Here is a 19,425-nt window from a genome sequence, read left to right as displayed (position 1 = left end):
TGGGCTGTCCCCAGCCCCGGAATAAATTAAAATGGGCTCTCAGATTATTTTACTATCTTTTATTTTTACGCTTCAGATGCGGGACTCAGCCAATATCCGTCTGCTCGGCGGCTGGCCCTTTTCCGTAACTTATAATATCATTCCGGTATCTGATAGCATCATCTATGTAAACGCAGGCTGGGCTGCTTATATCGTCGATGTTTCAACCCCGCAGACCCCCGTCAAACTGGATTCCTTTACCTCACCGGTCTGGCCCGGAGCACCCGGCTCTTACTCCTCAATTACTGACACATTCCTGCTTTCCCCGGAATTCAAATCCGGCATCAGCCTTTACAATATCGCTCAGCAAAAATCCCCCCGGCTGATCAGTAACTATCTTACTCCCGATATTCCCCGAGGATGCACCCTTGCCTTTCCCTACGCCTATGTTGCCTGCTATGAAGCAGGCTTGCGGATTATTGATTACTCCGATCCTTTTCATCCTCGTGAAGCCGGCAGTCTGGATTTGCCCTACACAACTTATGATGTTGAAGTAAAGGATTCTTTTGCCTATGTGGTCAACTGGCTCGGCGGCTTCAATGTCATTAATATCGCCAACCCTGCCCGGCCGGAGCTGGTATTTAATCACCGCCTGCCCAGACCGGCGGTCTCAATAGCGGTTAAGGATACGGTTGCCCTCATTGCCTGGTATAATTCAGGGCTACGGCTCTGGAACATTGCCAATCCCCGCCAGCCGGCGGAGATCTGCTCAATACCCGGGAGCTATGCCAGGAAGGTGACAATCTTCAACGAAACGCTGGCACTGGCAATTGAAGGCGGATTGCCGCCAAAGACGCGCATCTTCAACATCGCCAACCCCGTCTCACCCCGTCTGATTGCAACGGTTAATCGCACCGGGACATCAGCGGTATACCACAACCGCCTGTTCTGCATCACCGAAGACACTCTGGGCAGATATTTTCTGGACACGCTTCTGGTAATTGACATCTCTGATCCAGCAAACCCGGAGATTCTGGGCAGGATGACCGGATTTCATACACATACGGAAGGTATTGCTGTTGCCGACAGTTATGTGTTTACTGCACCCCGATATAACGGCATTATGATCTACGATGCAGCCGATCCGCACCAGCCCCGTCTCTGCACCCATTATGCCCCGGAGAAACGGGTAAAAGACATTCTGATTCACGATACCATCGCCTATGTTGCCTGTAACACCGCACCGGGACTGATGGTTCTGAATGTCCGTGATCCTGAAAACCCGGAACTCATCGCCACGCTTGACACACCGGCAGGCAGACTCTTGCTCAAAGACAGTCTGCTCTTTATTGGGGGAAATCGTCTGCTGATTGTCAATGTTGCTGATCCCGCAAACCCCGTAATCATCAGCCGGATTCCCCGACAGCGAAATCAGGACTTTGCCGGTTGTGCCGTTTACGGAAACCTGCTTGTTACCGCTGAGCAGGATGCGGGAATGAGGACCTTTGACATTTCCAGCCCGGCAAACCCGGTTTTTCTGGGAAAATGCGACACTACCGCCAGTCTCGAACGGGTAGAGATACGCTATCCCTATGCGTTCTTTTCAGGTGGCTACGGTCTGCTTGTATTTGACATCTCGGACCCGGCAAACCCGGTATGGCTGACCTATTACCTGACCCCGGATTACGGTTATGACTTTGAGCTTGAGCACAATATCGCCTTTGTCGCCACCGGACTTGATGGCGTCCGGGCGATCGATGTCTCCCAGACCCTGATGCCCGTAGAGGTGGGCTATTACATCACCCCGACCTTTGCCTGCCGGCTGCGTGTCCGCAACCACCGGATTTATGTGGCAGATGAAGAGGGATGGTATATTCTTGAATACTACGGTCCGGGACCGGGAATCGGCGAGGTTACCGAACCGGGCCGGTCCGGCTGCCCGCTTGTTTACTACCTGCCGGGTGCCAGAAAGCTGGGGATTAAGGCGCTGCCCACCCATCTGGTGCTTGAAAAGATAAAGATTTTCAATATCGCCGGCGGCTGTGTGCTATCCACAAGCATCACCACCACTAACAGGAATAAGGAGGAATTCACGATTTTCCCTTTGAACCTGCAACCCGGCGTCTACTTTATCCGGCTTGAACCTCAGGCGCTCCGGGCGAAACTGGTCGTCCGCTAACCGGTCTTTCTCTTCGCCCGCTGGCGCCGCTCCTGAACTGCCTGCGCCATCCGGTCAAAGAGCTGACGCGTCTCCTCTGCCGCCTGCCGGTCCAGAATCTGAATCGCAAACCCGGCATGGACGATGACATAATCACCCACCTTTGCCTCCGGGGTCATGACAAGCGAAACCTCACGCTCCACCCCGCCCACCTCACCAATTGCGGTCTCACCTTCAATCCGGACAATCCGGACCGGAATCGCCAGGCACATACTACCTCCCGGCCCCTGCTGAATAGTAGCAGACCGACTGACCCAGCCCGACCCCGAGCCGGTCTGCGACCAGTTCACACTTGGCGGTCAGAAGATAGAACCCGTCCCGCGGTCCGTCCACCAGCGCCTCAAAATTGGCGTGGCCCTTGGCAATCACCAGCTCCGCCTGCTCATAGGCAGCGCGGAACTCAGGACTCACAGTCTGGAAGTCAATCCCGAGGTAGGGCGAGCCGGTGCCGATGACCCTGCCGAATTCACCCAGCCCGAGCGCCACCGCCTCTTCAACCGTGACATCGTTGAGGATTGGAGATGAGCGGGCAACAATTGTCAGCTCAGTCCGGGGCAGCCGGCTGAGCACCAGCCGGTCAAACATCACCTCACCGCAGTTGTCCAGGATATACATTACCCGGCGGACCCGCCTTAAACGCTCAATCAGTTTTTCTGAGTCGTCATGGGCAAACCGGAGCGAATCAAGCAGTGTGTTGAGGTCAAATTTCTGTCCGGGCCCGACATCAAGCACATTGCCGGCTGCGGCAAGCATCATCGCCCGCCTCAGCCCGGCTTCATCCCTGCCCAGCTGTCCATCCAGCGTCACCGCCAGCTCTGCCGCCTGCCGGTTCTGCTCCTGCTTTATCTCCCGGAATGGATCGGTTGTGCCGAGCAGTCCCGTCGTCCGGACGAGCAGTTTTGCGGTCATGGTGCCGGGCGGCTCGCTCAGGTCCAGTGCCGGCACGAGCACCGCCAGCTCCTGCTGAACCTGCTCCCAGCCGTCATCATCACCCCGGACCAGCCGGTAAATCCGGCGGCACTGCTCCAGTCCGCATTCCAGACACTTGGGTGTGGAGTTCATCCTCAGGTCTTGAGCGGTTTTTTCTCCGCTGCCGGGAAAAGGACATTGTTGAGAATCAGCCGGTAGCCGGGCGAATTCTTGTGCAGGTTGAGGTCGGTCGGCGGATCACCGATCCGGTGGGCATAGTCCTCAGGATCATGTCCGCCCAGAAAGGTGAAGGTCCCCTTGCCGAACTGGCCATGGATGTATTTCACCTCCTCGGTGTTCTCCACCTCACCCAGAATCAGGACATCCTTTTTCAGAAGCTCGCGCCGGAAACCGCAGTTCTGCCCCAGAAACTCCCGGACCAGCCCGACATGGTTCTGGACGAGCATCGTCGGCACCGGGTCATACTTGGCGGAGAAGTCAAAGAGGGAGAAATACACATCCGGACCCCGGCCTGAGGTCTCCAGATAGGTGTCAATATTGGAATGCTCATAAAGATACGGGTCGGTGATCACCTGGAAGTTCTCAAAGGCAAGACAACCATCATAGTCAAGCTTTTTCTGATACTGCGGGTCAACCGGATCACCGTCAAAAACCTCGGCACAGATGTCGGTATTCCTTGCCGCCCAGGCGATGTCCGGGGTGTCGGTTGCCGAGCACATCGCAAACAGCATCCCGCCCGCTGCCACATACTCCCGGATCTTCTCCAGCACCGCCAGCTTGAGCCGGCTCACCTTGCTGAACCCGAACCTTTTTGCGGTCTGGAGGTTGAGCGCCACCTCCTCCTGATACCATTTCTCCTGCCGGTAGGAGGAGTAGAACTTGCCGAACTGACCGGTAAAGTCCTCATGATGGAGATGAAGCCAGTCATACTGGGAAAGTCTGCCTGCCAGCACATCCGGATCCCAGACCACATCATAGGGTATGCCCGCATAGTCCAGTGCCAGCCGGACCGCATCATCCCAGGGGTCCGCGGTCGGTGGAGCATAGACCGCAACCCGGGTCGGCCGTTCCAGGATCACCGATGCCATGTTGTTTGCCTCAATCGTCTGCCGGATCTCGACAAGCTTTGAAGGTGATACCGGCTCATAATAGACCCCGTTAAGCCGGCACTCCCGCAGCGCCTGATTTTCCACCGGAAAGAGAAATGACCCGCCCCGGTAGTTGAGCAGCCACTCCACCCTGGTGCCCCGCTGCAGGAGCCGGTAGGCGATGCCGTATGCCTTCAGATGGTCGGTCTGGGTCAAGTCCATCGGAATCAGAATCTGCTCCTGGGCACCCAGCACCGCAACCACCAGCAGTGCCACCGCAACCAGCCGGCTCCGGAGGCTCATTCTGTAATCCTTGTGCCTGCCCTGCCCTCAAGCGCTGCCAGCAGATGGTCCGGATCGGTGATCAGCACCTCCTTACCGCCACCGGCAAGAAACCTGAGCGCCGCCTCAATCTTCGGACCCATGCTTCCCTCGGGAAAATGTCCCTGTTTCTGATACTCCGCCAGCTCGCCGGCGCGCACCTGCGCAAGCGGCTGGGCATCCGGTTTGCCGTAATTGAGATACACCCGGTCGACCGCGGTGGTGATGATCATCCGCTCCGCACCCAGCAGGTTGGCGAGCAGGGCAGAAGCCAGGTCCTTGTCAATCACCGCTGCCACCCCCTTCAGCTCACCATTCTCCCGGATCACCGGAATTCCGCCACCACCGCAGGCGATGACCACCGCACCGGCATTGACCAGACTCCGGATCTCCTCAAGCTCAATTACCGCCTGCGGCAGGGGCGACGCCACCATCCGACGGTAGCCCCGGCCTGAATCCTCCCTGACGGTCCAGCCCAGCTCCTGCTCCAGTTTCACCGCCTCGGCACGGGTATAGAACGGACCGACCGGCTTTGAAGGCTTGGCAAATGCCGGGTCATCTCTGTCCACCAGCACCCGGGTTACCACCGTCACCACCGGCTGACTGATTCCCGCCTGAAGGAAAAGGTTGCCGAGCACCTGCTGAATCATGTAGCCGATCTCCGCCTGAGTCTGGGCGTTGGCGGCATCGAGCGGAATTTCAGGCAGACGGTTGCGCGCCAGATAGGAGCGGAGGAGAATGAACCCGACCTGCGGACCGTTGCCATGAGTAATCACTACCCGCTCGCCCTGTCGGACGAGCGCCACCAGCGGTTCACAGCTTGCCTTCAGGGTCGCCAGCTGGTCAGCAAACGAGATCTGCTCCTTGGAGCGGATGAGTGAGTTGCCGCCGATCGCCAGGACTGCAGTCATACCGTTAATAATAGCCACCGGGCATTGATAATCAAGCCGGGTGCTGCAGTTGCCTTTGATCCGGCATCGGCTAAAATGTTCTAATGGACCGGAAAATCACCATCATCTGGGAACGGCTGGTTGAGGACAACCGCACCTGTCCCCGCTGCAGCTCAACCGGTGAGGAGCTAAAGCAGGCGGTTGCCCTGCTGAAACCGGTACTCAGTCAGGCAGGTGTGGAACTGAGTGTTGAGCAACGGGCGCTGACGCTGGAGGAATTCCGGCAGAACCCCCTGCGCTCCAACCGGATTCTGATCAACAACAGACCGCTGGAATCCTGGCTTGCTGCCACAACCGGACAGAGCCCGTGCTGTGATGTGTGCGGACCTGCTCAATGCCGGACCGTGGAGCTGGAGAACCGGACTTATGAGGCGGTGCCCGCGGAACTGATCGTTCAGGCGGTGCTGAACGCCCTCCAGAAGCTCCGTCAGGAGTAAAGTGCCCCACCGCTTCAATCCGGCAGAGCGACGCCATCTGCTGGCACCGGAGCGCCGGAAACGGCTGCCCGCAACCCGGATTGTCCGTGAACTGGACATCGCACCTGACAATACAGTGCTGGACATCGGTGCCGGGGTCGGATACTTTGCCCGTGCCCTGCTCCGGCAGCTGGGTCCGCATGGCAGACTGATCGCAATTGACATCGCACCGGTGATGCTGGGGGAGTTAAGGAAAAACCTGGGCTCCACCCGGGCTGAGGTGCAGACCCTGATTGCCGATGCGGTGGGGATACCTCTGCCAGACAGATGTGCGGACCGGATCCTGATGGCGCTGGTGCTCCACGAAATCGCTGAACCCACAGCCGCACTCCGGGAAGCCCGGCGTCTGCTCAAACCTGATGGCAGACTGCTGATTGTGGAGTGGCACAAAATAAAACCGCCACCCGGACCACCGGAGAAGGAACGGCTGGATCCGGGCACAATCTTCCAGCTGGCGCGCCAGACCGGATTTGACATCGTCAACCATGATGACCTCAACCGGTTCCATTATTTCACCCTGCTGCAACCGGTTGCCAGCTGAATGCGTCATGATATAATTGGGTGAAGGCGGGTCGGACGGTCGCCCCGGATTTTTTCCGGGGAGGAAAGTCCGGGCACCACAGGGCAAGGCACTCGTTAAGCGCGAGGCGGTATGCGGGTAACCGCATGCCGACGGAAAGTGTCACAGAAACGACACCGCCTGCACCGGTTGAGGTTGCCGGTGCGGGTAAGGGTGAAATAGTGCGGTAAGAGCGCACTATCCGGCATGGTGACATGCCGGATGGACAAACCCTGCCTGGTGCAAGACCAACAGGGAAGAGGACTTGCCCGGTCCGTCTGATTCCCGGGTAGGTTGCTTGAGGCTGACGGGCAACTGTCAGCCCCAGAGAAATGACCGTCGCCCCGCAAGGGGTACAGAACCCGGCTTACAGACCCGCCTTCACGCAAATTTCCCATTATCAGTTAGAGTCCGCCCGAGGAGAAAAATTCACCGCCTGATTCTGCCCCGGAATTGCAGGTTTTTTAATATCAACAAGTTACAGATTTATTTTCGTTATTCTTACCCCTGCCCGGGTGGCAGTTCCCTACACCGTCGGGCATAATATGGGTCCCGGGCTCAGTGCCAGCGGTGCGTCTGGAGATCGGACAGAACAAGTTGACACCGGCCTGATTTCCGGCAAGCTACTATATATGGAGCAGAAGGCAAAAGGCAAAGGACCGGAAATCAGGGTAAAGTTCATTGACATCAAATACTGTGACCTCTGGGGCAGACTGCGCCATGTGACCATTCCGGCAGAAAATCTGAAATCGGCGGTGGAAAACGGGATCGGATTTGACAGCTCCTCGGTTGCGGGATTCGGCAAGGTGGAGTCCGGAGATATGATCCTCAAGCCCGACCTGGAGACCGCATTTGTTGAACCGTTTGCCGGCGAGCCGACCGTCTCAATGTTTGCCGAAATCTATCACCCGCAGACCGGTCAGCGCTATGAGCATGACCCGCGCTACATCCTGGAGAAGGCGGTGAGCACGGTAAAAAAAGCAACCGGCTGTGATGAGATCATGTTTCTGCCCGAGTTTGAGTTCTATCTCTTCACCTCGGCCGAGTTCTGGACCGATGAGAGCTCCGCAGTTTACCGGGTGACAAGTGAGGAACTCAAGCATGATGATCAGACCGGCACCGCCCTGTTCAAGGGCTCTGCCTATCATGTTGCCCCGCCCTTTGACCGCAGTCAGGAGTTCCGCAACCAGCTCGTCTGTCTGATGAACCGCTGCGGCATCCCGGTGAAATACCATCACCATGAGGGAGGCAGGTTTGCGCAGGTGGAGATTGAACCCGGATATCTGCCGGCATCCCGTGCCGGTGATGCGGTCATTCTGACCAAGTATCTGATCCGCAATCTGGCATTCCGGCAGGGCAGAACCGCTACCTTCATGCCCAAGCCGATTTATAACGAACCCGGCTCCGGAATGCATATCCACCAGTATCTGGCAAAAAAGGGAATATCACTGTTTGGCGACCGCAAGAGCCCGACCGGACTGAGCCGGCTGGCGCTCAATTACATCGGCGGTATCCTTGAGCATGTGCCCGCACTCTGCGCCCTGACCAACCCTTCAACCAACTCCTACCGCCGGCTCGTGCCCGGCTATGAAGCACCCACCGAGGCGTTCTTCTCGATTGCCAACCGGACCGCAGCGATCCGGATCCCGGGCTATATCCGCAAACCGGAGAAGATGGCGCTGGAATTCCGGGTTCCGGATGCGACCGCCAACCCCTATCTGGCGCTGGCAGCAATTCTCCTTGCCGGGCTGGACGGTATCCGACGCCGGCTTGATCCGGGTCTGCCTCAGACGGTCCGGGGCGGCACCGAGGAGATGCGCTCCAGAAGCACACCGGTGCCGTCCGACCTGATGCAGGCGCTCCGGGAACTGGAAAATGACCACCAGTTTCTGACCGGACCGGGGGTGTTTGCCGAGGAGACAATCCGCAAGTGGATTGAGCTGAAGCGGATCGAAGCCGAGGCGATCGCCCGGCGCCCCCATCCCTGGGAGTTCAACCTTTACTACGGCTGCTGAAAGGAGAAGTTATGAAACAAACGGTTCACTCCGAAAAGGCACCGAGGCCGGTCGGACCATACAGTCCGGCGGTAATTGCCGGTGAATTTGTCTGGACTTCAGGTCAGCTCGGCATTGATCCCAGGACCGGCGAACTCGTTCCGGGTGGCATTGAAGCCGAGACTGAGCAGGTGCTGAAAAATCTTGCTGCGGTGCTGGAGGCAGCAGGCAGCGGTCTGGACCGGGTCGTCAAGACCATGATCTTCATCACCGATATGAACCAGTTTGCCCGGGTGAATGCGGTCTATGCCCGCTATTTCCAGGAGCCCTATCCTGCCCGCTCCACCGTGCAGGTATCAGCCCTGCCCAAGGGTGCGATGGTGGAAATTGAGGCGGTTGCTCTGCGTTAAGCTCGTTCTGCTGGCAGCTCTCAGCGCTCAGCAGCCGGCAGGGATCAGAGAATCAATCATCTTTGCCCGGGACCTGTCCTATCGTCAGCTTTATCAAACTGCCCGGGAGAAGGTGGAACTGCTGAAACAGCATCCCGACACCCGGCTTCCCGGACTGTTCTGGCAGGCGTGCCTGCTGCAGCTGCTGATTTATGACTCCGGCAACACCGCCCTCGTGGACTCGTTTGAGCACTGCACCGAGCAGGTGCTTGACGCCTGCCGGCGCCGGCTCCAGGAGCATGAGCAGGATGCATCAGCCCATCTCTATCTCGGTCTTGCCCTGCTCAACCGGGCAAACCTCCTCTCCTGGCAGAACCGGAAGTTTGACGCCTTCAGGACCATGCTCAGGGTCCCATCCCATCTGAAACGGGCGCTGACGCTTGACCCGCAACTCCACGATGCCCGGTTCGGTCTCGCCGTCATTGAGTATTTCAAGGCAACCGCCGACCGCTACTGCCTCGGACTCGGCCTGCTCGGCTCACGGGAGCGGGCATACCGGCAGATGGAGGAGGCACGACTTCAGGCAGAACTGCTCCAGCCGATGGCGGAGTTCATGCTCGGGTTCATGCATAAGGAGGATCGAGACTATCCTGCCGCAATCCGTTACTGCCAACATCTGCTCCGGCGCTATCCCGGCAACCGCTCAGCACGAAGGCTTCTGCGCGATGTCTATCTGGCAAAGGGTGATTACCGGCAGGCGATTGCGCTCGGCAGAGAACTTGATGCCGACATCCGCCGGACATTTCCTGATAACCGCTACGGCCTGACCGAAAACTGGCTCAAGCTGGCATACGCCTGGCAGGGTCTGGGGGTTGCCGACAGTGCGGTCCATTATGCCAACCGGATCATTGCTCTGGAGTGCTACGCCTCCCGGGTCCCCTGGCTCGGCAGTTATGTCCGGGAGGCAAAAGCCCTGAAATACCGGCAGGGGCGGGGATGAGCACCGTAATCATTGGCATCGGCAATCCGGAACGGGGTGATGACGGCGTCGGCGTCCATATTGCCGAAATGCTGGGGGCACTGAATCTGCCCGGAATTGTGCTGATTGATGCCCGGACAGTCCCGGAGAACCATCTCGGACCGGTAATTAAAGCCCGGCCTGACCGGATTCTATTTGTTGACGCCTGCCGGTTCAGTGGCGAACCGGGGGAATTCCGGCTGTTTGACCGGTCCGAATTTGACCGGCTGGAAGTAGCCGGTTTCTCCACCCATACTCCGCCGCTCAACATGATCGCCGAACTGCTGGCAGCAGAAACCGGCGCGGAAGTTTACCTTATGGGGATTATGCCCTCAGACACAAGAGCAGGCACTGAACTTTCGCCGGCAGTCCGGCAGGCATTGCCGGAAATCGTCAGTTTTATTACCGCTTGGGCAGGTGGTGTCTAACCCTTAACCCGGTAGCCCAGCGTATAAAGCTTCTTAACCCGCCGGTGCTTGATCGCATTCCTGGTGTCAACAATAAGCCGGCTCTCCCGCAGAATCAGATCATAATCGAGACAGGTGTGGTCAGTCAGAATGACCACGCAGTCGGCTGCCCGCAGTAGCGCCGGTGTCAGTTTCTGCGCCCGGAATTTTCTGCCGGCAATTTCAATTTCCGGTACATACGGATCAACATATTCAATCCGGCGCACCTTGTCCAGAAGCAGTTCCATCACCTTGATTGCCGGGGAATGGCGGGTGTCATCCACATCCCGCTTGAAGGCGGCGCCGATGATCAGAATCCGGGCTTTTCTTGCCGGCACACCATTGATACCCAGCACCTCCAGAATCCGGTCAACAACAAAGAACGGCATCGCCTCATTGGTCTCCGCTGCCAGTTCAATGAAGTTGGAATGGAAGTCATACTCCCGTGCCTTCCAGGCAAGATAGTAGGGGTCAATCAGGATACAGTGCCCGCCAATTCCCGGACCGGGATAAAAGGGCATATAGCCGAACGGCTTGGTCGCTGCCGCATTGATTACCTCCCAGACATCGATGTTGCCCATCCGGTCGCACATCCGTGCCAGCTCATTAACCAGCGCAATATTCACGCTCCGGAAGATGTTCTCCAGCAGTTTGGACATCTCCGCCACCCGGGGCGAGGAGACCGGCACCACCCGGTCCACAATCTTTTCATAAAAACGGCAGGAAAGCTCGGTGCATTTTTTCGTCACCCCGCCAATCACCACCGGCGTAGTCCGGATTGTCCATTTCTTGTTGCCCGGGTCAATCCGCTCCGGTGCGAAGGAAAGGAAGAAGTCGCGCCCGACCTTCAGCCCGGTCTGCTCCAGAATCGGCAAAAGCACCTTTTCGGTGGTCTCCGGATAGGTGGTGCTGCGGAGGATGATCAGCCGCCCCGGCTTCAGGTTTTCTGCTACTCGCTTCCCCGCCTCAACAATATAAGAAACATCCGGGTCCTTGGTGGCAGTAAACGGCGTCGGAACACAGATGTTGATGATTTCACACTCTTGGCACTGCCGGTAATCGGTGGTCGCCTTCAGCCTGCCGGCTTTGACCAGCTCGGCAACATCCTCTGCCGGTACATCACCGATATAGCTTTTCCCCTGCCTGACCGCCTGAACCTTGTTTTCGTCCACATCGATTCCGACCGTGTAGTAACCCGCGCGGGCGATCTCCACCGCCAGCGGCAGACCGACATAACCGATCCCGATCACTGCCACGCGTGCCTGCCGGCGGTCAATCTGCTGAACAAGTTTACTCATTAAACACTCCTTTCCTTACCAGACATTACGGTCAAAACTCCGGTACTGCACCGCCTCGGTCAGATGCCGGGGCTCAATCTGTTCCCGGCCCTCAAGGTCGGCAATAGTGCGTGCTACCTTCAGTACCCGGTGATAGGCACGGGTGGAAAGACCGAAGTGGTCGATGGCGGTACGCACCACCTCATCGCCTTCCCTGGTCAGTGGACAGAACCGGCGGATGAGTGCCGGTGTCATCTGGGCATTGCAGTAAACCGGGCGCCGGAGTTTCAGACTGCCGAAACGGGCAAGCTGAATCTCCCTTGCCTTCAATACCCGTTCCCGGACCTTTGCCGAACTTTCTGCCGGCTTTTTGTCTGCCACATCGGCATAGCGCAGTGCCGGCACCTCAATATGAATGTCAATCCGGTCCAGCAGCGGTCCGGAGATCCGGCTCCGGTAGCGTCGGATTTTCTGCGGGGTGCAGGTGCAGGTATGCTTCGGATCCCCGAAAAAACCACACGGACACGGGTTCATTGCTCCCACGAGCATGAAGCGCGCCGGAAAGGTCAGGGTTGAACGCGCCCGGCCGATCGTCACCTCACCATCCTCCAAGGGCTGGCGCAGTGCCTCCAGTACATCCCGCCGGAACTCCGGCAGCTCATCCAGAAAAAGTACCCCGTTGTGTGCCAGTGACGCCTCGCCCGGACGGGGAAATGTCCCGCCACCAATCATCCCGGCTTCGGACACATTATGATGGGGAGAGCGGAACGGCCGGACCGCCACAATCGGCACATCCGCCGGCAGGGTTCCGGCAACCGAATGGATCCGGGTTGCCTCCAGCGCCTCGTCGAGAGTCAGTGGCGGCATGATCGTCGGGAGACGCCGGGCAAGCATCGTCTTGCCACTGCCCGGCGGTCCGGTCATGAGCACATTGTGCCCCCCTGCTGCCGCCACCTCCAGCGCCCGTTTCGCATGCTCATGACCGTGCACTTCAGAAAAATCAATCCCGGCATCCCGCGCCTGCTCAAAAAGCCGGCGGGCATCGGTCTGCACCGGTTCCAGTTTTTCAGTTCCATTCAGAAAATTCAGCGTCTGGACCAGCGACCCGACTCCGTAAACGGTCAACTCCGGCACCAGACCCGCCTCCAGTCCGTTCGCCGCGGGGACTATCAGACCCCGGACCTGTGCGGCACGGGCAGCCAGTGCCATCGAAACCACCCCCTTGACCGGCCGGACCGAGCCGTCAAGCGAAAGCTCTCCGGTCAGCACAAAACCATCAGGGGCACCGGCACCAATCCCGCCCGCGGCAGCAATTATTCCAACCGCAATCGGCAGATCAAAAGCCGGGCCCTCCTTCTTGATGTCCGCCGGCGCCAGGTTTACAGTAATCCGCCGGTTCGGGAATGCCAGCCCGGAATTCTTGATTGCCGCCTGCACCCGGTGCTGAGACTCCTTAACCGCCGCATCCGGCAGCCCGACAATATTAAATACCGGCAACCCGTAGGCAATGTCCACCTCCACCGTCACCAGATAACCGTCCACCCCGAACACCGAACTGGAAAGCACCCGCGCCAGCATCAGAAAGCCCCTTCCAGATGCTCAATCTCCATATTCCCGCCGAACCGGACGAGAGTCAGCACATCAAACCGCACCGGCACATCCTCCAAGTTGTGCCTCAGGAGAAACTCCTGTGCCAGCCGGTAAAGCCGGACCTGCTTGGACCTGGTCACCGCCTCGGCGGGCTGACCGAAGCGGTCTGAACTCCGGGCCTTGACCTCAACAAACACAACCGTGCCATCCCGCTCACTCACAATGTCAATCTCACCGAACCGGCACCGGTAATTGGTTGCCAGAATCCGGTAGCCACTCCTTTTCAGGAACTCCTGCGCCGCAATTTCCCCCTCTCTGCCCAGGTCCCGGCTGCGCATACAATATCAGAATCCGGGTGCCTCGAACTTTTCCCGCAGAAATTGCGGGCTGCCGCTGTCCGGGTTGACCAGACTCCGGACCGGCTCAAAGCTGCGACGGTGAACCGGTGCAGCCCCCAACCGCTTAAGAGCGGCAATATGAAACGGGGTTCCATACCCCTTGTGCCGGGCAAATCCGTAGCCCGGATAGCGGACATCATAACGGCACATCAGGCTGTCCCGGTAAACCTTGGCGATAACTGATGCGGATGCGATCACAGCACTTCGGGCATCACCATTGACAACTCCAATGCAGGGTACCTCCAGCCCGGGTATTTCCCAGCCGTCGGCGAGCACCAGCAGCTGATTCCGGCAAGCAGGGTCAAGCTGTTTTAACGCCCTCGCCACCGCCAGCCTCATTGCCTGAAATGTCGCCCGGGCGATGTCGGTCTGCTCAATCACCTGCTGACTGACCGCACCGATACCGACTGCTAAAGCTTTTGCCCGGATCAGCGGCACAAGAAGCTCCCGCTGGCGCGGTGTCAATTTTTTGGAGTCATCAACACCACGAATTGAAGTGCCCTTCGGCAGCACCACTGCTGCTGCCACGACCGGACCGGCAATTGCGCCCCGGCCTACTTCATCAACGCCACAGACCAGGGCACTAAACTTCGCCAGCCTGCGGTCCAGATTGCGCACCGGCTTTGAGTTCCTTCAATACCGCCTCGCGACCGGTCTTCTCGCGCAGATAATACAGCTTTGCCCGGCGGACCCGGCTCTTGCGCCGGACCTCGATTCTGGCAATAACCGGCGCCTGCACCGGGAATATCCGTTCGATTCCGATTCCCTGGCTTACCCGGCGCACGGTAAATGTCCTGCCTGCACCCTTGCCCCGCACTGCAATCACATAACCCCGAAATACCTGAATCCGCTCCTTATCACCTTCCCGGATCCGGATGTGAACATCAACCAGATCCCCCGGTTCCGGGGTTACAACGCTGGCAGGCGAATTGCCGCCGGAATTTCCTTTTTTCTCCTTAATCTTCTGTGCCATGAACTTAACTCCTTTTCAAATCTTCTCAAAAACCTTCTTGATTTCACTTCCGCATTCACCGTCTTTAATCTCTGCCGGCAGCTCGCCCAGTTCCCGCAGGAGAAAATCACGCTCTTCAGCACTCAGTAACACATTGCGCAGCAGCTCCGGCCGGCGCCGGGCGGTATTGAGGAGCGCCTGCTGCCGGCGCCATTTTGCCACCGCACCATGATTCCCCGAGATCAGCACCTCCGGAACACAGACACCCCGAAACTCCCGTGGCCGGGTATAGACCGGTGCATCCAGAAGACCGTTTTCAAACGAATCGGTAGCAACTGAATCCTCATCGCCGACCGCGCCGGGGAGAAGCCGGGCAATGGCTTCAATCATCACCACTGCCGCAGCCTCTCCTCCGGCGAGCACATAATCGCCGATTGACACTTCCTGGTCAATCAGCAGCAGCCGGACGCGCTCGTCCACCCCTTTATACCGTCCGCAGATCAGAATCAGGTGAGACAGACTGCAAAACCGGTGCGCCATCTGCTGGTCAAACCGCTCCCCCTGCGGTGAAAGCAGAATCACCCGTGATTCAGGTTTTCTGATGCTTTCAACCGCAAGGAAAATCGGCTCCGGTTTCATCACCATGCCGGCACCGCCCCCGAACGGATAATCGTCCACGGTGCGGTGCAGGTCGGTGGTGAAATCCCGGGGATTAACAATCCCGATCTCCAGCACCCCTTTTTCCCGGGCAATTCGAGTCGGACCGCAATCAAACGGACCGACAAAAAACTCGGGAAAAATGGTTACTAGATCGATACGCACCGTTGCCTGCCCTTGGCTGCGGACCTGGGTCAGCAGTAGCGACTACTCGAGGATTTCGAGCTGCGCCCGCTTACCCTGCTTCATCGCGGCCGCGGAGATGATCGCGCGGATGGACTTTGCGGTCCTGCCTTCCTTGCCGATGACCTTACCCAGGTCACCCTGTCCGACACGCAGTTCGTAAATCAGGGTTTTTTCGCCGGCGATCTCCTTGACCTCAACCTTGTCAGGATGGTCAACGAGTGCTTTCGCGATGTGTTCGATCAGTTCCTTCATCGTTCCTCCTTTTTAGTTTGCCGACTCAGGTTTGTGTGGAGCAGACCCCTCAATCTGCTCCGGCTCAACATCCGTATCCCCGACTGTCTTCGGGGAGAGGGGTGGCTGTTCCGGTGCTGCTGGAGACTGCGCCACCGGAACAGTTTGACGGTAACGCTTGATTAACCTGTTCACGGTGTTTGAAGGTTGAGCACCAACTGACAACCAGTAATCAACCCGTTCGAGATTAAGCTTTAACACCTTGCGGCGCGGGTCATAATGCCCTAACGCCTCCAGGTATTGGCTGTCGCGTGCCCGCCGGGAGTCGATTGCGACCACCCGATACACCGGATTATTTCGAGCACCCAGTCGTGTAAGCCGTATTCTGACCAATTTTCAACTCCTTTTTTGCAGTTCATTAGCATAACGAAAACCGGCTTCCCTGTCAACTTTGTCACGGCAGGAACAGAACCTTTCGCACCGTTCTTTCCTGTGCGCGCCTGAGCACCAGGAGGTAAACACCCGGATTCAGCTCTCCGGGAATCGACCAGCAGACTTCTTTCCGTCCCGAAACCGGAATCTCAGCCCGTTTCCTGCCCGCAGGGTCAAAAACCTCAATCCGCTCAGTCCCGGGAGGGACGATAATCCGGCAGATTTTCCGGACAGCTGTGGGCAGGACCCCCAGTTCCATCTCCGGAAACCGTTCCTGCCCCGTTTCGCCGATGCCGATCACATTCCTTCCCAGGAGACTGTGACCTGTAATTCCAGCATAGACTGCACTGCGCCGGAACGGGTTAAACACAAGAAACGAAACCGACCGACCGGCAATACCCAGAGTATCCCGCCACCAGCTGACCCCCTGATTGGTGGTATAGTAGAACCCCTGAGTATCGGTTCCCGCCCAGATGACATTCGGATTCATGGTATCCGGAAGCACACAGGTAACACCCTGAAGACCGAGCCGGCTCCAGTAGGAACCGGAATTCTGGGTCCGGAATACGCCGGCCGGGGTGGCACATAACCACTGCTCTGAACTGCCCGGAACAAGCTTAAGGTCGGCAACAGAAGCACCACTGATACCGTTGGTCAGGGAAATCCAGTTCCTGCCACGGTCGGTTGAACGCAGAACTGCAGGACCGCTGCCGTCCTTGCCGTAGGCGATTAGTGTATCGCCGGTGCCGGAAAATATCATCCCCTGACACCAGCCTTCATTCCGGACCAGAACCAGAGTCCAGTGCTGTCCCCGGTCAGTTGAACGGTAAATTGCAAACCGGAGCGGTCCTGAAACCGAATCCCGTTTTCCTCCCCAGACATAAACCGTATCCGGTCCGCGGGGATGATAATCAACACCCATCGGTTCAAAATGGCTGACAACGGTAAAAGTTTCCCAGGAGTCGCCCCGATTGATCGTCAGATGAAGCTTACTGTCCCAGCCGGTTACGCAGATTACAGTATCAGGATGCCGTGGATTCACCGCCAGTCCCCGGACCCAGCCGCTGCCGGGAAACATCCTGCCCCAGAGCTCCCAGCCCTGCCCGCCATCGTTTGACCGGACAATCCCGTAGCCGGTAATCCCGGCAAACAAAGTTTCTGGCCGGTAAAATTTCAAAAACGATACATCCAGCTGCCGGAAACCGGATGAACGGTTGATCCAGTTGTAACCACCATTATAACTGTAGAATACCCCGAAACCATTACCGGCATAAAGTTCCAGCGGACTGTTGGGGTTAACCGCAATAAAACGGGTTCCGGTGCCGGTGAATACACTGACAGTATCGGTCCGCCAGCTGAGACCGAGATCAGTTGAACGGAAAACCAGATTTTCGCCACCCGCATATCCGTAATATGGTGACAACGGCGCAAAGACAATGGAATATGCCGGAGCGCTGAGCCTTCTGGTCCAGGTGACTCCCAGATCGGTTGACCGGAAAATCCCGGAATCGGTGGCACAGACAATCACACCGCTGCCGGTCGGCACAAAGGCACCGCCGTAAACACAGCTGCCCGCAAGCCCGACCGAACGGTCTGCCCAGCTGGACCCGCCATCGGTGGTCAGAAACAGCCGCGCCCGGTTAGCCACCGAACCACCGATCAATGCCCACCCCGAATCTCCGGGCACTACCGCCAATGCCCGTGCCTGAACAGCATATGACCAGACAACACCCCTGCCCTGCCAGTTTGCACCGCCATCAGTAGAACGGTAAAAACCGAGCCCGACAGAATCTCCTGCCGCAATTTCTGCCAGTGCCCAGATTTCCGCGCCGTTCTCCGCATTCACCGCCAACTGCTGAATCTGCACCCCGGACGGCAGAGTAGCGACAACCGACCAGCTGTAACCGCTGTTGGTGCTGCGGTAAACTTTTCCCGTATTACCGCCAGCAAACATCGTTCTCACATTAAGAGGATTGACCGTCAGCGCGTTCAGCCGGTCGGGTATCGTCTCGCGCACGGTCCAGGTCTGTCCCGCGTTGCCAGTCCAGCAAATGTAACTCGGAAAACCGCCCGTAATTATGAACAGCTCATCCGGGTACCCGGGAACGTTGCTCATTGCCCGGACACTGACACCTTCCGGTCCCAGCTGCCGCCAGGCACCGGATGCCAGCGCCATTATCAAGCAAACTAAGAAAACAAAACGGCAGGATTTCATCCTTCACCTCCTGAATCACGCTTGACGGCTCTCAGATTTGCGGTCTGCGACCGGCACAGCCGATGCCAGCCTGACGGTCAGGCGCTCCAGTTCCCGTGCCGCCTCCTCATAGCGGTTATGGGCGTTGGTCAGATGGTTACCCAGAATCTGAAACTTCTCCTGGAACCGGCTGATATCGGACTGCAGCCGGCCCAGATGGGCAAGTATCTCCTGTGCCTGCCGCTCGACCTGCATCCCCCGCAGACCAAGCACAATCGCCTGCAGGTAGGCATAAATTGTTCCCGGTGATACCGGGATTACCTTGCGGGCAAACGCATAATTCAGAACGCTCTCCTCCTGCTCTGCAGAAGTAACGATTGTCTCATAGTAAACATTCTCTGCCGGGATGTACATCAGCGCAAAATCAAAAGTCCCTTCATCCGGCAGAATGTATTTCTGGGCGATGGCATCGATGTGCTTTTTCACCCTTTGCAAAAACTGCCGCCGGAGTGTCAGACGTTCATTCTCGTCGCCGGCAGCCAGCAGCCGCTGAAAATCCTCAAGTGGAAACTTGGCATCAATCGGCACCAGCTTTCCACCGAGCCGTACCACCGCATCAACCCGCTCACCACTGCGGAACCGATACTGCAGTTCATAATTGTTCGGCACCATCTCCTGAAGAATATTGCCGAGGAAAAATTCACCCAGGACGCCTCTCGGTTTGGGTGCGCGCAGAATATCCTGCAGCGACGCCAGATTTTTGCCCACATCCAGAATATTCTGCGCCGCTGCTGCCAACTCACCCAGCCTCCGGTTCAACTCGCCACTAAGCTGGGCAGTATGATCAAGCCGCGCCCCGACCGCGTTTGTGCTCTCCAGCAGCACCTGCTGCATCTCCGCCAGCCGCTGATTCAGCAGCTGGGCATTTGCCTCCAGTGCTCGAGTCTGCTCCTGACGAACCGTTTCAATCTGCTGGAGCAGCAGTGTCGCAGCCGACGGCTCAGTATCACCGGGACGCCGCAACTTGAACAAAACCAGCACGAGAACGGCAAGAATAAGAGCACAGACGAGCAGAATGAGCAGCGCCAGCCCGGAACCGGCCATAACTGAGCATAAACCAAACCCGGTTCAGGTCAAGTT

21 protein-coding genes and 1 other RNA gene are annotated in these 19,425 nt (G+C 57.8%); 8 read left to right on the top strand and 14 right to left on the bottom strand.

The features are described from left to right. The first annotated feature begins 76 nt into the window (after window positions 1–76). Window positions 77–2,158, top strand: a complete 2,082-nt coding sequence (locus tag ABIK48_01915) for a hypothetical protein (GenBank protein ID MEO0020913.1) — start codon at window positions 77–79, stop codon at window positions 2,156–2,158. On the opposite strand, the gene ABIK48_01910 is transcribed toward ABIK48_01915, so the two are convergent. From ABIK48_01910 to arcC, 4 genes are read right to left on the bottom strand one after another with little or no spacing between them, the layout of a single operon-like run. Next, window positions 2,155–2,409 (bottom strand): HypC/HybG/HupF family hydrogenase formation chaperone, encoded by a 255-nt coding sequence (locus tag ABIK48_01910; protein ID MEO0020912.1) that lies wholly within the window; start codon window positions 2,407–2,409, stop codon window positions 2,155–2,157. The two genes, ABIK48_01915 and ABIK48_01910, sit on opposite strands and share 4 nt — an antisense overlap. Before the next feature lies 1 nt (window position 2,410). Continuing rightward, window positions 2,411–3,259 carry an ARMT1-like domain-containing protein gene (locus ABIK48_01905; GenBank protein MEO0020911.1) on the bottom strand — a complete coding sequence of 283 codons (849 nt, stop codon included), beginning with the start codon at window positions 3,257–3,259 and terminating at the stop codon, window positions 2,411–2,413. A gap of 2 nt (window positions 3,260–3,261) precedes the next feature. Continuing rightward, window positions 3,262–4,518, bottom strand: a complete 1,257-nt coding sequence (locus ABIK48_01900) for an asparagine synthetase B (protein MEO0020910.1) — start codon at window positions 4,516–4,518, stop codon at window positions 3,262–3,264. Beyond that, the gene (gene arcC, locus ABIK48_01895; protein MEO0020909.1) at window positions 4,515–5,447 is read right to left on the bottom strand and encodes a carbamate kinase; all 933 of its coding nucleotides are present in this window, start codon (window positions 5,445–5,447) and stop codon (window positions 4,515–4,517) included. The genes ABIK48_01900 and arcC overlap by 4 nt, the downstream gene beginning before the upstream one ends. A gap of 83 nt (window positions 5,448–5,530) precedes the next feature. Here arcC and ABIK48_01890 point away from each other — a divergent pair, with 83 nt between their 5' ends. From ABIK48_01890 to ABIK48_01860, 7 genes are all read left to right on the top strand, one after another. Continuing rightward, window positions 5,531–5,923 (top strand): DUF2703 domain-containing protein, encoded by a 393-nt coding sequence (locus ABIK48_01890; GenBank protein MEO0020908.1) that lies wholly within the window; start codon window positions 5,531–5,533, stop codon window positions 5,921–5,923. A 1-nt stretch (window position 5,924) separates the two neighbouring features. Beyond that, on the top strand, window positions 5,925–6,503 hold the full coding sequence (locus tag ABIK48_01885) for a class I SAM-dependent methyltransferase (GenBank protein MEO0020907.1): 579 nt from the start codon (window positions 5,925–5,927) through the stop codon (window positions 6,501–6,503). A 23-nt stretch (window positions 6,504–6,526) separates the two neighbouring features. After that, an RNA gene (rnpB, locus tag ABIK48_01880) (RNase P RNA component class A) lies at window positions 6,527–6,907 on the top strand. A gap of 246 nt (window positions 6,908–7,153) precedes the next feature. Beyond that, window positions 7,154–8,536, top strand: a complete 1,383-nt coding sequence (glnA, locus tag ABIK48_01875; GenBank protein ID MEO0020906.1) for a type I glutamate--ammonia ligase — start codon at window positions 7,154–7,156, stop codon at window positions 8,534–8,536. Window positions 8,537–8,547: 11 nt separating this feature from the next. Continuing rightward, window positions 8,548–8,925 (top strand): RidA family protein, encoded by a 378-nt coding sequence (locus tag ABIK48_01870; GenBank protein MEO0020905.1) that lies wholly within the window; start codon window positions 8,548–8,550, stop codon window positions 8,923–8,925. Next, window positions 8,912–9,904, top strand: coding sequence for a tetratricopeptide repeat protein (locus ABIK48_01865; protein MEO0020904.1), 993 nt, complete (start codon window positions 8,912–8,914; stop codon window positions 9,902–9,904). The genes ABIK48_01870 and ABIK48_01865 overlap by 14 nt, the downstream gene beginning before the upstream one ends. Further along, window positions 9,901–10,350 (top strand): hydrogenase 3 maturation endopeptidase HyCI, encoded by a 450-nt coding sequence (locus ABIK48_01860; protein ID MEO0020903.1) that lies wholly within the window; start codon window positions 9,901–9,903, stop codon window positions 10,348–10,350. The genes ABIK48_01865 and ABIK48_01860 overlap by 4 nt, the downstream gene beginning before the upstream one ends. On the opposite strand, the gene ABIK48_01855 is transcribed toward ABIK48_01860, so the two are convergent. The 10 genes from ABIK48_01855 to ABIK48_01810 all read right to left on the bottom strand — a co-directional run bounded on the left by ABIK48_01855 (window position 10,347) and on the right by ABIK48_01810 (window position 19,389). After that, window positions 10,347–11,666, bottom strand: a complete 1,320-nt coding sequence (locus ABIK48_01855; GenBank protein ID MEO0020902.1) for a nucleotide sugar dehydrogenase — start codon at window positions 11,664–11,666, stop codon at window positions 10,347–10,349. The two genes, ABIK48_01860 and ABIK48_01855, sit on opposite strands and share 4 nt — an antisense overlap. Window positions 11,667–11,681: 15 nt before the next feature. Further along, window positions 11,682–13,223, bottom strand: coding sequence for a YifB family Mg chelatase-like AAA ATPase (locus ABIK48_01850; protein MEO0020901.1), 1,542 nt, complete (start codon window positions 13,221–13,223; stop codon window positions 11,682–11,684). After that, window positions 13,223–13,573, bottom strand: a complete 351-nt coding sequence (locus ABIK48_01845; GenBank protein ID MEO0020900.1) for a YraN family protein — start codon at window positions 13,571–13,573, stop codon at window positions 13,223–13,225. The genes ABIK48_01850 and ABIK48_01845 overlap by 1 nt, the downstream gene beginning before the upstream one ends. Before the next feature lie 6 nt (window positions 13,574–13,579). Beyond that, window positions 13,580–14,251: a ribonuclease HII gene (locus ABIK48_01840; GenBank protein ID MEO0020899.1), complete on the bottom strand. Its 672-nt coding sequence runs from the start codon at window positions 14,249–14,251 to the stop codon at window positions 13,580–13,582. After that, window positions 14,217–14,606, bottom strand: a complete 390-nt coding sequence (gene rplS / locus ABIK48_01835) for a 50S ribosomal protein L19 (protein MEO0020898.1) — start codon at window positions 14,604–14,606, stop codon at window positions 14,217–14,219. The genes ABIK48_01840 and rplS overlap by 35 nt, the downstream gene beginning before the upstream one ends. Before the next feature lie 15 nt (window positions 14,607–14,621). Next, window positions 14,622–15,407 carry a tRNA (guanosine(37)-N1)-methyltransferase TrmD gene (gene trmD / locus ABIK48_01830; protein ID MEO0020897.1) on the bottom strand — a complete coding sequence of 262 codons (786 nt, stop codon included), beginning with the start codon at window positions 15,405–15,407 and terminating at the stop codon, window positions 14,622–14,624. 42 nt (window positions 15,408–15,449) lie between these two features. Beyond that, on the bottom strand, window positions 15,450–15,680 hold the full coding sequence (locus ABIK48_01825) for a KH domain-containing protein (protein ID MEO0020896.1): 231 nt from the start codon (window positions 15,678–15,680) through the stop codon (window positions 15,450–15,452). A gap of 12 nt (window positions 15,681–15,692) precedes the next feature. Further along, window positions 15,693–16,052 (bottom strand): 30S ribosomal protein S16, encoded by a 360-nt coding sequence (gene rpsP, locus ABIK48_01820; protein MEO0020895.1) that lies wholly within the window; start codon window positions 16,050–16,052, stop codon window positions 15,693–15,695. Window positions 16,053–16,113: 61 nt separating this feature from the next. Further along, on the bottom strand, window positions 16,114–18,306 hold the full coding sequence (locus ABIK48_01815; GenBank protein MEO0020894.1) for a hypothetical protein: 2,193 nt from the start codon (window positions 18,304–18,306) through the stop codon (window positions 16,114–16,116). Window positions 18,307–18,321: 15 nt separating this feature from the next. Next, window positions 18,322–19,389, bottom strand: a complete 1,068-nt coding sequence (locus ABIK48_01810) for a DNA recombination protein RmuC (GenBank protein MEO0020893.1) — start codon at window positions 19,387–19,389, stop codon at window positions 18,322–18,324. Window positions 19,390–19,425 lie beyond the last annotated feature (36 nt).

The sequence above is a fragment of the candidate division WOR-3 bacterium genome (assembly GCA_039801085.1).
Lineage (GTDB): Bacteria > Hydrothermota > Tepidihabitantia > Tepidihabitantales > Tepidihabitantaceae > JAOABP01.
This window is presented reverse-complemented; position numbering and strand designations above follow the sequence as displayed.

Coding starts and splice junctions, on each gene's coding strand:
- ABIK48_01915 (MEO0020913.1), top strand. CDS start 77: ATGCGGGACTCAGCCAATATCCGTCTGCTCGGCGGCTGGCCCTTTTCC.
- ABIK48_01910 (MEO0020912.1), bottom strand. CDS start 2,409: ATGTGCCTGGCGATTCCGGTCCGGATTGTCCGGATTGAAGGTGAGACC.
- ABIK48_01905 (MEO0020911.1), bottom strand. CDS start 3,259: ATGAACTCCACACCCAAGTGTCTGGAATGCGGACTGGAGCAGTGCCGC.
- ABIK48_01900 (MEO0020910.1), bottom strand. CDS start 4,518: ATGAGCCTCCGGAGCCGGCTGGTTGCGGTGGCACTGCTGGTGGTTGCG.
- arcC (MEO0020909.1), bottom strand. CDS start 5,447: ATGACTGCAGTCCTGGCGATCGGCGGCAACTCACTCATCCGCTCCAAG.
- ABIK48_01890 (MEO0020908.1), top strand. CDS start 5,531: ATGGACCGGAAAATCACCATCATCTGGGAACGGCTGGTTGAGGACAAC.
- glnA (MEO0020906.1), top strand. CDS start 7,154: ATGGAGCAGAAGGCAAAAGGCAAAGGACCGGAAATCAGGGTAAAGTTC.
- ABIK48_01870 (MEO0020905.1), top strand. CDS start 8,548: ATGAAACAAACGGTTCACTCCGAAAAGGCACCGAGGCCGGTCGGACCA.
- ABIK48_01860 (MEO0020903.1), top strand. CDS start 9,901: ATGAGCACCGTAATCATTGGCATCGGCAATCCGGAACGGGGTGATGAC.
- ABIK48_01855 (MEO0020902.1), bottom strand. CDS start 11,666: ATGAGTAAACTTGTTCAGCAGATTGACCGCCGGCAGGCACGCGTGGCA.
- ABIK48_01850 (MEO0020901.1), bottom strand. CDS start 13,223: ATGCTGGCGCGGGTGCTTTCCAGTTCGGTGTTCGGGGTGGACGGTTAT.
- ABIK48_01845 (MEO0020900.1), bottom strand. CDS start 13,573: ATGCGCAGCCGGGACCTGGGCAGAGAGGGGGAAATTGCGGCGCAGGAG.
- rplS (MEO0020898.1), bottom strand. CDS start 14,606: ATGGCACAGAAGATTAAGGAGAAAAAAGGAAATTCCGGCGGCAATTCG.
- ABIK48_01825 (MEO0020896.1), bottom strand. CDS start 15,680: ATGAAGGAACTGATCGAACACATCGCGAAAGCACTCGTTGACCATCCT.
- ABIK48_01815 (MEO0020894.1), bottom strand. CDS start 18,306: ATGAAATCCTGCCGTTTTGTTTTCTTAGTTTGCTTGATAATGGCGCTG.
- ABIK48_01810 (MEO0020893.1), bottom strand. CDS start 19,389: ATGGCCGGTTCCGGGCTGGCGCTGCTCATTCTGCTCGTCTGTGCTCTT.